A 12,772-nucleotide genomic window follows, 5' to 3' on the forward strand; every position below is an offset into this window, starting at 1 on the left:
ATTCCAATGAAAGAAAGTTCGCCGTCTGCTATTTATCTGAAGGATTATCAAGTCCCAAATTTCCTGATCGATAAAACGGAACTGACATTTGAACTAGACGAAGCGAGCGTTGTTGTTACCGCTCGCTTGCATATGCGTCGCAATAGCGCGTCGAACGATCAGTCCGCTTCGTTAGCGTTGGACGGCGGCGAAGATATGAAGCTTATTGGTGTTGCAATTGACAATAATCCTCTTGCTTCAAAAGACTATCAGCTAACGAGTCAGCAACTTGAAATATTTACTGTGCCTGATGAGTTTGTTCTTACCTGCGAGACATTGATCGAACCACAAAATAACACTCGCTTAGAAGGCTTGTATCGTTCGTCTTCTATGTTTTGCACACAGTGTGAAGCTGAAGGTTTCCGCCACATAACCTATTACTTGGATCGACCTGATGTGATGTCAGTGTTTACTACGACTATTATCGCGGATGAAAACAAGTATCCAGTCATGCTATCAAACGGTAATGAAGTTGAACGCGGCATGACAGAAGATGGAAGAACGGTTGTAACGTGGCACGACCCGTTTAAAAAGCCCGCTTATTTGTTTGCGCTCGTAGCGGGCGATCTCGCTGTTCAGGATGACGTATTCAAAACAAAAAGCGGACGAGCGGTTACGCTGAGAATTTTTACCGAGCAGCATAATATCGATAAAGTCGATTATGCTATGGGGGCGTTAAAACGCTCCATGAAGTGGGACGAAGAGGCCTACGGTAGAGAATATGATCTTGATATTTTTATGGTGGTCGCGGTTGATGACTTCAATATGGGAGCGATGGAGAATAAAGGGCTAAACATCTTTAATTCCTCTTGTTTGTTAGCAAGTCCTGAAACCACAACAGACGATGCTTATTTACGAATTGAAGCAATTGTTGCTCATGAGTATTTTCATAACTGGTCCGGTAACCGAGTTACCTGTCGAGATTGGTTTCAATTGAGTCTTAAAGAAGGCTTTACCGTATTTCGTGATCAAACATTTTCGTCCGATATGCATTCTGAAACCGTAAAGCGAGTTGAAGACGTTTCTTTTCTTCGAACGGCTCAATTTGCAGAGGATGCAGGCCCAATGGCGCATCCGGTAAGGCCAGCTTCATTTATTGAAATATCTAACTTCTATACCTTGACTGTGTATGAAAAAGGCGCCGAAATTGTACGTATGATCCACACGTTGTTGGGTGAAAAATGCTTCCGTAAAGGTGCTGACCTCTATTTCGAGCGCCATGACGGTCAAGCGGTCACTTGTGATGATTTTGTCACGGCTATGGAAGACGCAAGTGGCATCGATTTGTCCCAGTTTAAGCGTTGGTACTCTCAAGCAGGGACACCTGAGCTAGTTCTGAGCAGCGAGTACTCAGAGTCGAGTAAAACATTCACATTAACTGTCCAACAGACTACTCAGCCAACACCTGGACAGGACACTAAATTGCCGCTGCATATTCCTATTAAGCTAGGGTTGATCTCGCATGACGGCAAAGAGCTTAAGTCTACCTACGATGACTGTCGTGAGCGCGAGCATGTATTGCACCTAAAAGGTGAAAAAACCGTTTTTGAATTTTTTAATGTTGAAAGCAAACCTGTACCTTCGATTCTGCGAGGGTTCTCAGCACCTGTGAAGGTTGAATATGGCTATTCGACAGAGGAATTGTTGCTCCTTATGTCATGTGACTCCGACGGGTTTAATCGTTGGGATGCGGGTCAGCAGTTGGCGGTGAGAGAACTTAAAGCGTTAATTGATCAGGTAAAGAACAGCGAAACGTTAATTGAATCCTCTGATTTAGTGTCTGGCTACAAGGCATTGTTGTTAAATGAAGAGCTTGATCCAGCGATGGTTGCTCTGATCCTTACACTTCCAAGTCAGGCGTATTTGTCCGAGTTAGAAGCGGAAATTGATCCGCAGGCAATCTATACGGCGCGTGACCATTTGACTAAAGTGATTGCCAAGGCGCTGCAAAATGAGTTTTCTTCGGTTTACTCTCAAAACACAGAAGAAACGGTTTATGAGCCGAACGCCGCTCAAATTGCAAAACGCGCGCTCAAAAATACCGCGCTTCGTTATTGGGTAGAAAGTGGTGATGTTAAAGCGTTAGAAGCATTAACTGAGCAATTTGCAAACTCGGATAACATGACTGATCAATATGCAGCTTTAGCGATAGCAGTTGAAGCCAATATTGATAAAGCAGACTCGATGCTCGCAACGTTTTATGACCAGTGGCTCCATGAGTCATTAGTAGTAAACAAGTGGTTAACCTTGTCAGCATGTAAAGAGGACCGTAAAGGGCTTGAGAAAGTGAATGAACTTATGTCTCACCCAGCATTTGATATCAAAAACCCGAATAAGGTTCGTGCTGTATTAGGCGGGATGAGTCGAAGTGTTCAGGTATTCCATAACGAAGATGGAAGTGGCTATCGCTATTTGGCCGATCAAATTATTTATTTGAATAAGCGTAACCCTCAACTTGCCTCTCGAATGTGTACGCCACTCACGCGATGGAAAAAATACAAATCAATATTGAGTGGTTTAATGAAGTCGGAGTTAATCCGAATTCAAAAAGAAGAACTTTCGAAAGACGTATATGAAGTGATTACTAAAAGCCTAGAAGGGTAGCGTAGTCTCTTTCGAAAATATTGCAAAAAAGCCGTTTCTGAGAAACGGCTTTTTTGCAATTGAGCTTGAAATCTGGCATAAGTGAGTAAATGCTTGTCTAATCGAGGATTGTTTGGAGTTGTTATGAAGAATCGTTATGCAGTGTTGGCGCCGGTTGCTCTTGGCGTGCTCTTGTCGGCTTGTAGTACGACGAGCAAAGAGAGTGAATCGCAATTGGGCCAAACTGATGTAAATACCGTTCCTGTTTTGTCTTCAGATAACAATATTCCTACGGGCGAATCAGACAGCAATCTTAATCAAGAGGGCGCTGAATCGTCGTCAACATCTAATAGTGAAGAGCTCGCACAAGCGAACGAAAAAATCGCATTGCTCGAAGCGAAACTTCAAAACCGCGAAACCAATATCGCGATGTTAGAGTCGAAGATTGCGCAAAATAACGAAACTATTTCTCAACTACATGTTCAGCTAGATGAAAAAGATCGCCGCATTTTGGCTATTTCTGAAGCATCAAGCAATTCTGTTGAAAATCTAGATGAACTTGAGCGGACGCGAGCTGAACGCGACGAGCTCGAAAATGAATATGCCAGCCTAAAACTAGAAAACGAACAGCTGAGAGATCAGCTTTTAGCATTCAGTGAAGAAAATGCGAAGCTTTCCAATGAATTGGCTGGCGCTAGAACTGAATTAGCGCTTCTAAATAATCAAGATACGCCTAGTGCAGGTGACCCAAACTCGAAAGCCAGTAGTGACTCAAGCCAAACACCACCGAAAATAGACGACTCTCCAAACCCGGAGTTTATTGCATTAAACGAAAGCTTTAGAACGCTTGACTCTGCTCATTTGGCACTAAGCAAAAATTACCGCGATTTGCAGTTGCAATATGCTGACATGAAAAGTCAGCGTGATCTGCTATCGGAGCAGAATGAAAACAACCGATCAGAGATTGGTAGACTAAAAAAAGAAAATCTTCGATTGGGTGGTGCACTTTCTGAAGCTCGTGCACAGCATCAAGTACTTTGGGATAAAATCCGAGTTCAAAGTGACGTGATTGCGAGCCTAGAAAGCGATAATGCACGCTTGTCCCAAGCAAGCAATATTGTTGTTAATGCGCAATCAGCGAATACACAATTACCAAGCGCATCCAATGAGCGAGGTGACTTGGCCGCGCAAAGTCCGATTAGTACTGGTACTAATAACGCAACGACGCTACCTGAAGCATCACTAACAAATCCCCCGCAAACTGACAAAGCTGAAGCCTCCGATCAAAGTCTACTAAATGCGAAAATAGCGCGCTTAGAAGCAGAGGTAGAAGCACAGAATAGGGTGATTTCGGATTATCAGAGTCAGGTCTTTGCGCTCGAAGCTACGCTGCAAAAAGGCGATGGTGCATACGAAGCGCTTGAGGAAAAATGGCGTGTTCTTGCTCAGGCATTAGAAAACGCTCAACAAGAGAATCGTTTGCTAATGGCAGAGCTTCGAGCGGTTGAAAGAATGTTGGCTAAAAGTGAAGAAAAGCAAGACGAACTGTCACAGAGTCTTGAAGCCTTAAATACCGAAAAACAGGCGCTTCTTGAAAGTATTGGGCAGTTAGAAGAGCTTGCGCAAACGAGGTCTGAAGAGAAAGCAGCATTAGAAGCTCAAGTAAATAATTTAATTCCGTTTGAAGGCGCTGTTTTATCGTTACAGACACAGCTGAAGTCAAAAATATCAGATGTTTCGTGGACTATCCCTGAAAAAGCGATTGTAAACGATGTTTTTGAAGTCTTAGTGTCCGCAAATATTGAAAACCCTGTTCTTGGGCAAACGTATTTGGCTGATCTTTACGTAGATAGCTCTATTGATATGTTAAGTGCGCGTGAGGCTGAAGCGGTTGTGGAAGAGGGTGCTGTTAGTTTTAGATGGCGTCTGGGGGGATTGGCTGAAATCCCGAAAGCAACGGTTAATCTTGTTATCACTCAACAAATGAATTATCAAGAAGACATTATCAAACGCCCTGTTTTTAAAGGAGAGAATTCTCTTCAACTCCAGAATAATAATTTATTCGAAAAATACGGGCTCTGGGGAATTGCGATTCTTGCTGCATTGGGCGGCGGTTTTCTTGTGGGTAAACTTGGTCGACCGAAAGCTTAAATAATGCTGCGCTCGTTGAGCGTTTTTGTCCGGTAGCCGAGCCGCATGCTTATTTTATATAGGCATGCGGTTTTTTTTTGAGTAATGAAAAAAACTGTTAAGAAAAAGTTTGAGCAACGTCTTGTTTACACTTAGGCTTAAGGTATTAGTGACGTCAAAGCTCTGTGGCATGTTAGAGGTTAAATTGGATTTAAATAAAAATAATCAAGACGCGGTTTCGTTATTCGAAATGGATCATTCGGACGCTCGATTCGAGGCTTTTAAGCATCTTGCTGAATTAACGGTAACGATCGCGGATTCGGCAACGTGGATGGTGATCTCCTGTGACGGTGCCTGTTGGAGGTCTCGCTCAAACATGGTGCCGGATGTTGGTGGGGACATAGTCAAGTTTGAGTCACTTTTAGACTTAGATGATAGTTATGTGATGCGATGCGACGACCAAATCATCGGAGTACTTATCTGCAAGGGTATTACTGGCAAAGCGCTGACTGCACTGACGTCCCTATGCAGTAAAACGTTAGAAGATTATGAGGCGTCTAAGGCTGCCAAAGCTCAATCAACTGAACTACGTAACATGACTCATATGATGAATAATCTCCCTTTGTCTGTCGCGTACTATAACACTGACCTTAATTATGAATTTATGAACCATGCTTATCAAAATGTATTAGGTTTAGAGGACGGTGAGTGGAAAGGGTTAAGTGTCCCAGATGTCATTACTGATAATTTTGAGTCTGTACAACCTCTGATTGAAAGAGTGAGGAACGAAGGCAAGGTAGATGAACTTATCAAGGTAAAGCCAATTGCTGATGAGTCTATTAAATATGTTCACGCGTACTATGCTTCAAGAGTCGAAGACGATGAACTGACTGGTTATTTTGTAAGCTTACAAGATCAAACTTCGTTTCGACGTACGCTAGATACGTTAAAGGCGCTACATCTGATCACATCAGATAGTCGCTTATCCTTGGATGAGAAGCTTCAGAATATACTCCGTCTTGGAAGTGACCAGTACGGCTTGCCCCTTGGGATCATTAGCGAGATCAAGGGACACGAGTACTTTGTGCGATATTGCCATTCTCCTACGGGGGAATTAACTACAGATATGGTGTTTCAGTTAGGGGAGTCTTACTGCGTTCATACATTGCGCAATAATAGGCCAACGGCTTTCCATCATGCAAGCGAAAGCGATATAAAAGAGCATCCTTGCTATTTAACGTTTCAGCTTGAATCTTATATTGGTGTTCAAATTATCGTCGATGGTAAGCCATGGGGAACGCTTAATTTTAGCGGCCCTGATAAACGAAGATTACCTTTCCAAGAAGATGAATATGAGCTTATACAGTTACTTGGAACATGGGTTGGCAATGAGTTGACGCGAGAGTTGAGTCATCAAGCTATAAGAGGTATTGAAGCGAAGCAGAGGTCTATTCTCGCTTCGTCTCACGATGGCATAATTGGTATTGACTCCGAAGGTCAAATCACCTTTGTGAATCAAGCGGTCGCTAAGCTGGTGTCTTATTCCCAAGAGGAGTTAGTAGGGCGACCTTTTGTGGAGTGCTTTTATTCCGTTGATAAAAACGGAGATCGTTATACCCCTTGTGTCATATCGACCGCAATATTAGATAAAAAAGATGTGCAAGATCGTCGTGTTTACTTGATAAAGAAGAGCGGTCAGGCGATTGCCATTAGTTTTAGTGTGGCGACGGTAACAGATGAGAATGATCGCTATCAAGGGAGTGTTTTTACTTTTCAGGATTGTTCTGAGCAAGTCAAATTCGAAGCACAGCTTTTCGATCAAATTCAGCTTTTCAAATCGCTTTTTGTTGATGCGCCAGAAGCGGTCGTTGTGGTGGGCAAAAATGGCCTTATACAAATGGTTAATCCTGCCTTTTGCCACTTATACGGAGCAAGTGAAGAGTATCTTGTTGCAACACCCCTGCAAGCACTGTGTGCCGAAAAGGATAGAGCTCAGTTTGAATTAACTCATGTGTTTGATGAGGAAACAAAGGTTCTAGAATCAAAACAGTCCACATATAAAATGTTCGATGGTTCTGAGCATGTTTTAGACAGTATCGGCTCTGTTTTGCGTGATAGGGATGGCGAAGCCGTTGGTTTTATTCTTCACCTACGTGACATCACGGAGAAACTGAAAACCGAGGAAGAGATATTTAAAAGCCAATCACGCTTAAGTATGGCAGCAGATTCAGTCGGTATTGGCACCTGGGAGTGGGATGTTACGACGAATCAGTTAGAAATTGATGAATGGATGTACCGAATATTTGGCTTTGAGGAATGCTCTATTGATGAAACCTTCGATAAATGGCAGTCGTTGCTGTTTCCATCCGATTACGAGCGCCTGCTTCTCGAGATCGATGAATTGGCGCAGGAAAAATGTGAATTTTTAGACAGTGACTATCGGATCACTCGACCAGATGGTCAAACTCGATACATCAAAGTAAACGCTAAAATTACCTACAATGCGATTTTCGACCCTATTCGAATGATTGGGGTGAACCTCGATATTACGACACGCAAAGAAACCGAACTTGTACTGCAAAAAGCCAAGGAACAAGCTGAACTCACCAGTAAAGCGAAGAGCGACTTTCTCGCTACTATGAGCCATGAAATCCGTACGCCTTTGAATGGGGTGCTTGGCATGGCTGAATTGATGTCACATACTGATCTATCGCCAGAGCAGCTGACTCAACTTGATGTTATACGAGATTCTGGTGAAGGCTTGCTTGAACTGATAAATGAAATTCTCGATTTTTCAAAGATCGAGGCTGGGCATTTAGTACTTGAAAGCATTGATTTTAATTTAGAAAAAGCCATCTTTGACATCGCACATCTACTAATCGTTAAAGCAGAAGATAAAGGGATAGAATTGCTCGTTGAGTTTGAACAACGTTGTCCTCGGATGCTTGTTGGCGATGTGTATCGCATTAAACAGATCATTACTAACTTGGTAAGCAATGCCATCAAGTTCACCTCTGAAGGGGAGGTTGTTATCAGAGTGTCTGGTAAGCCCTTGCCGTCAGGGGGCGTTGATTTAAGATTAAGTGTGTCGGACACGGGGATCGGTATTCAAGAAAGCGTCCAGCGAAACTTGTTCAAGGCGTTTACACAGGCCGACAGCTCAACAACGCGCCAATATGGCGGCACTGGATTGGGCCTTGCGATAACGTCGCAACTGACAAATTTAATGGATGGCACCATAGAGGTAGAGTCGCAGTTGGGTAAAGGCTCCTGCTTCTCGGTTTCAATGGTGCTGCCAAAGTCTCATCTTTCTGAAAGCGTTGAGAAAGAAGCGTCGCAACCGTGTTTGAAAGGTAAACGGGTTTTGGTTGTTGATGATAACAAGACAAACCTTCAAATAATGGAGCGACAGTTATTATTTAATCATTTAGAGGTGATGACTGAGGCAAATCCGAGTGTTGCGCTTGCACAAATTATCGATGAGTCTTCTGTAGCTCCTTTTGATATTTTGGTTCTCGATTACCTTATGCCGTCTATCGACGGCATAATGCTAGCTAAAGCGGTACGTTCTACGTTGTCGCCTGAAAAACAACCCATTATTCTGATTGCTTCTTCAGCAGGGCAAATATCCCGAGAGTCGCTAATTGATGCAAAAGTAAATGCCTGTATTTCTAAGCCAATGAGTGGCTTTGACTTGTTGGCAGCATTAAGCAAAGCATTTGATAGAGAGAGAACGACGTTAATTACGGATCATGATATTAAAGCTCAAGTGCTTAATAATGATCATAAACAGGCTCATAAATATTCGGGTAAGGTGCTTGTAGCGGAAGATATGCAAGCTAATATGGCGGTCGTTAGAGGGATGTTGGTGACATTTGGTGTTGATGTGATTGAGGCAATGAATGGCCAAGAAGCGATTGATAAATGGCGCGATCACAAGCCTGATCTAATCTTTATGGATCTTCATATGCCAGTCTTGGATGGGTTTGCTGCGATGCGGCGCATTCGCTATGAAGAACAGATAAGCGGAGGACGGGTTCCTATCTATGCATTGACAGCGGATGCCTTACCTGAGCGCTTGTTGGATGTGCAGAGAGCGGGTGGTGATGGGCTGATTTCTAAGCCGTTTCAACGTAACGATCTAGTTACGGCGATAGATCAGTCGCTGCGCTTAGATAAGCAGCGGATCAACAGGGAAGATACAAGCTTAAATACAGAGAAGGCTGCGGATGAAAATGCTCTAAAAGATGATGTCGTTGATTTTTCGGTCATTGAGTCCTTAAAAGAAGCGTTGGGTGGTGATGTCAGTATATTAATTGATGCCTTTATAAAAGACGCAGAGAACATTTTTGCGGAATTAAATACGATCGATAATAGTCATCAATCGTTATTTAGGGCTGCTCACAGCTTAAAGTCGATTAGTGCGAATATAGGTGCGAAAGGTTTAGAAGCTAAATCAAGGGAATGCGAAACGCTTTCGAGAGAGGAGAGAGTAGAAGATATAGAGTGCGCCGTCTCAGAATTAAAGGCGGAATATGACGCTGTGATATCAGCTTTAACGATAAAAGGAATTGCTAAATGATGGTCTTGATCGCGGAAGACACACAAACGGACAGGCTTATTCTGAAACTGTACTTGGAGAAAATGGGGCACTCGGTATTAGAGGCTGAAGACGGTTCTAGCGTGATATCCGCGTACAAGGATAACTGGAAAGATATAGATTTAATTATTTTAGATCTTAATATGCCTAAAATCTCTGGTGTAGAAGCTGTAAAGCGCATCAGGGCGTTCCAAGACGAATCCAAGCTAGATTGGATTCCTATCATCTTTTTGAGCGGCTCAACGATCGATGAAGATATTGAGGCTGGCATATTGTCTGGAGCAGATGACTATCTTTCCAAGCCCATAAAGCCAAAAGTGCTGTCTGCAAAAGTACACGCTATGGCACGGATAGCGGATATGAGAGCACAGTTGTTGCAAGCAAATCGAAAACTCGAGGCATTAGCAACGACGGACTTTTTAACGGGGCTCTCTAATCGCCGTTGCTTTGAGCGTTCGCTAGACGATGAGATCGCTAAAGCAAAACGCTACGATATACCGTTGAGTATCGCTATATTGGATATTGACCATTTTAAACGAGTGAATGATTCATATGGTCACGATGCAGGAGACCTTGTTCTAAGTAGCGTTGCTGCGCGTTTGCAAGCTGGCGCTAGAAAAGGTGATGTGTTGGCGCGTATAGGAGGGGAAGAGTTCGCAATTTGTTTGCCTTCTACGACCCTTGAGCAAGCCATTGTTGCGTGTGAGCGCTACCGTATCGTACTATCCAGCGAACCATTGTCCTATGGTTGTGATGAGTTTACGATTACTTTAAGTGCGGGCATTGCTTCTATGGATGTTGATCACGCGTCCAAGCATGACCTAATGAAAGCGGCAGATGAGCTGTTATATCGAGCGAAGCAAGAGGGAAGGGATCGTATTGTCTACAATTAGGGGGGGGGTCTTATTAGATTTTTTATTGTTAAAGCACTCACCTATTAGAAGTCTTTGCACGAATAGAGGTCTTTTCACGAAGTCACGTGCATTTCTATTAAATTAAAAAAGCCGAGCGGGGGTTATTCGCTCGGCTCAAAGAGAGGCAGTTTTGCCGCCTCTCAAAGGTTAGGCTTAGTAGTTATGCTACGTTCGCCTGTTTTGCAGCAATCACTTTTTGGTTTAGTGTTGCTAACAAAGCTTGAATTGACGCTGAAACTATGTCGTTATCAATCGCGGCGCCGTTAAAGCGTTCGCCATTGATATTTGCTTGGACGTAGGCGATAGCTTGGGCATCACTACCGACGGTTAGTGCGTGCTCTTGGTATTGGACGATGTCGATTTTCAAATCAAAATAGTTGCCTAGCGCTTCGCCAAACGCAGAAAGTGCGCCGTTTCCTTGACCGCTAACCTGAACGACTTCGCCATTGTCAATTAATTCTGCATGGACAGTATCATTCTCAGACTTGCTTAGCTCGTAGCGACCTAGTGAGTATGGTGCTTTTCCTGTTAAGAAGCTTGACTCAAACAATTGTTTCATTGCTTCTGCGTCAATAACGCCGCCATCTTCTTCAGCAAACCTTTGTACAATTGGGCTGAATTCGACTTGCAACCAACGAGGTAGCGCCAAACCATATTCTTGCTCTAGCGTATAAGCCATGCCGCCTTTGCCTGATTGGCTGTTTACGCGGATAACTTCTTGGTAAGAACGGCCTACGTCAGTAGGGTCGATTGGAAGGTAAGCTACATCCCAAGGTTGGTCGTCTTGTTGGTGCGCTAAACATTTCTTAATCGCATCCTGATGTGAGCCAGAGAATGCGGTAAAAACAAGTTCGCCAGCATAGGGGTGACGAGGATGGACAGGTAACTGAGTGCACGCCTGCACTACGCTTACGATTCGGTCCATGTCACCTAAGGCTAATTTAGGATCAACGCCTTGGCTGTATATGTTCATCGCCATTGTCACGACATCCATATTCCCTGTACGCTCACCGTTACCTAGTAAGGTGCCTTCGATACGATCAGCGCCTGCCATCATTCCTAATTCAGCGGCAGCGACACCACATCCTCTGTCATTATGAGTATGAAGACTCACTTCAATGGAATCACGTTTGTTGACGTGTCGGCAGAAGTATTCAATTTGGTCGGCAAATCGGTTGGGTGTTGTCACTTCCACTGTTGCCGGTAAATTGATGATGCATTTCTTCTGAGGAGTTGGCTGCCAAACATCAATAACAGCGTTACATACTTCGACAGCATAATCTGTCTCTGTACCTGTAAAGCTCTCAGGAGAGTATTGAAATACCCACTCTGTTTCTGGGTGTTTCGTTGCATGTTCTAATACGCATTTAGCGCCATTTACTGCGATGTTTTTGATGCCATCTTTATCTAAACGGAAGACTTGTTCGCGTTGGGTTTTTGATGTTGAGTTGTAAACATGAACGACCGCTTTTTTCGCACCTTTTAAAGACTCATAGGTACGCTCGATAAGTTCTGGTCGTGCTTGCGTCAATACTTGAATGTAAACGTCATCAGGAACTTGATTTTCTTCGATCAACCAGCGAACGAAATCGAAATCCAATTGAGACGCTGCAGGAAAGCCAACTTCAATTTCTTTGAAACCAACATCAACGAGAAGGGCGAAAAACTGCTTCTTTTGTTCTACTGTCATTGGCTCAACCAGTGCTTGGTTGCCATCGCGAAGGTCAACACTACACCACTTTGGAGCGTGCTTAATTTCTTGATCAGGCCATGTGCGATTTTCAATCGCTACCGGTTGAAATGGGCGGTATTTAGTATGGTCAAAAGACGTCATCGTTTTGTCCTTGTCGTTTTTCTGGGCGATAACCCAGTTTTTAGTCAAAATTGGTTAGCTTGTTTCAATAGTTATATAGTACATCAACTTTAGTAGCATAAGATTGCTAAATTTCAGGTCAACTTGATAAAATTGGAATTTTATTGCTAAATAAATATAAATATTGGCTGATATGTGTGACCTATATGAAGTTAGATCGAATTGATATTCGAATTTTGCAACAATTACAGCAAGATTCTAGCTTAACCAATCAGGAGCTGGCTGATAATGTAGGACTATCTCCGTCTCCGTGTTTAAGAAGGGTTAAGGCGCTAGAAGAGTCAGGTATTATTCGAAAAAGTGTAACGTTATTAGATGAAAAAAAGCTGGGATTGAAGCTTACTGCGTTCATACAAATCAGTATGGACAGGCATACGCCTGATCGGTTCGAAGTATTTGAAGCGCTGGTGGATACCTACTCGGAAGTCAAATCTTGCTGTTTAGTTACAGGTCAAAGCGCCGATTACGTATTGGAAGTCATCGTTGGTGATATGGACGAATTTCATGAGTTTTTATTAGGTAAGTTGACGCGAATTGAAGGTGTAACAGGTGTACATTCGAGCTTTTTGTTAAGGCGAGTGATAGATCGAACGTCCTTGCCGCTTGATCACTTAACCTGATAATACCTGACCA

The 12,772-nt window shown here is 43.2% G+C and carries 6 protein-coding genes; 5 read left to right on the top strand and 1 reads right to left on the bottom strand.

What is annotated here, in order from left to right; genetic code table 11:
- The first annotated feature begins 6 nt into the window (after positions 1 to 6).
- The 4 genes from pepN to MARME_RS10335 all read left to right on the top strand — a co-directional run bounded on the left by pepN (position 7) and on the right by MARME_RS10335 (position 10,245).
- Positions 7 to 2,643, top strand: coding sequence for an aminopeptidase N (gene pepN / locus MARME_RS10320; protein WP_013661206.1), 2,637 nt, complete (start codon positions 7 to 9; stop codon positions 2,641 to 2,643).
- Positions 2,644 to 2,766: 123 nt separating this feature from the next.
- On the top strand, positions 2,767 to 4,773 hold the full coding sequence (locus MARME_RS10325; protein WP_013661207.1) for a coiled-coil domain-containing protein: 2,007 nt from the start codon (positions 2,767 to 2,769) through the stop codon (positions 4,771 to 4,773).
- Between the two features lie 109 nt (positions 4,774 to 4,882).
- Positions 4,883 to 9,334 carry a PAS domain S-box protein gene (locus MARME_RS10330; RefSeq protein WP_148231021.1) on the top strand — a complete coding sequence of 1,484 codons (4,452 nt, stop codon included), beginning with the start codon at positions 4,883 to 4,885 and terminating at the stop codon, positions 9,332 to 9,334.
- Entirely contained in the window at positions 9,331 to 10,245 is a 915-nt protein-coding gene (locus tag MARME_RS10335) for a GGDEF domain-containing response regulator (RefSeq protein WP_013661209.1), read from the top strand. Before MARME_RS10330 ends, MARME_RS10335 begins: the two co-directional genes overlap by 4 nt.
- A 181-nt stretch (positions 10,246 to 10,426) precedes the next feature.
- On the opposite strand, the gene leuA is transcribed toward MARME_RS10335, so the two are convergent.
- Complete coding sequence (gene leuA / locus MARME_RS10340) at positions 10,427 to 12,100, bottom strand: 2-isopropylmalate synthase (protein ID WP_013661210.1); 1,674 nt, start codon at positions 12,098 to 12,100, stop codon at positions 10,427 to 10,429.
- A gap of 185 nt (positions 12,101 to 12,285) precedes the next feature.
- Between leuA and MARME_RS10345 the strand changes: the two genes are divergently transcribed.
- The gene (locus MARME_RS10345) at positions 12,286 to 12,759 is read left to right on the top strand and encodes an Lrp/AsnC family transcriptional regulator (protein ID WP_013661211.1); all 474 of its coding nucleotides are present in this window, start codon (positions 12,286 to 12,288) and stop codon (positions 12,757 to 12,759) included.
- The last annotated feature ends 13 nt before the right edge of the window (positions 12,760 to 12,772 follow it).

It is taken from the genome of Marinomonas mediterranea MMB-1, assembly GCF_000192865.1.
Taxonomy (GTDB): domain Bacteria; phylum Pseudomonadota; class Gammaproteobacteria; order Pseudomonadales; family Marinomonadaceae; genus Marinomonas; species Marinomonas mediterranea.

What these genes read in the sequence shown, in the direction of transcription:
- pepN (WP_013661206.1), top strand. Translation starts at nt 7, where the DNA reads ATGAAAGAAAGTTCGCCGTCTGCTATTTATCTGAAGGATTATCAAGTC.
- MARME_RS10325 (WP_013661207.1), top strand. Translation starts at nt 2,767, where the DNA reads ATGAAGAATCGTTATGCAGTGTTGGCGCCGGTTGCTCTTGGCGTGCTC.
- MARME_RS10335 (WP_013661209.1), top strand. Translation starts at nt 9,331, where the DNA reads ATGATGGTCTTGATCGCGGAAGACACACAAACGGACAGGCTTATTCTG.
- leuA (WP_013661210.1), bottom strand. Translation starts at nt 12,100, where the DNA reads ATGACGTCTTTTGACCATACTAAATACCGCCCATTTCAACCGGTAGCG.
- MARME_RS10345 (WP_013661211.1), top strand. Translation starts at nt 12,286, where the DNA reads ATGAAGTTAGATCGAATTGATATTCGAATTTTGCAACAATTACAGCAA.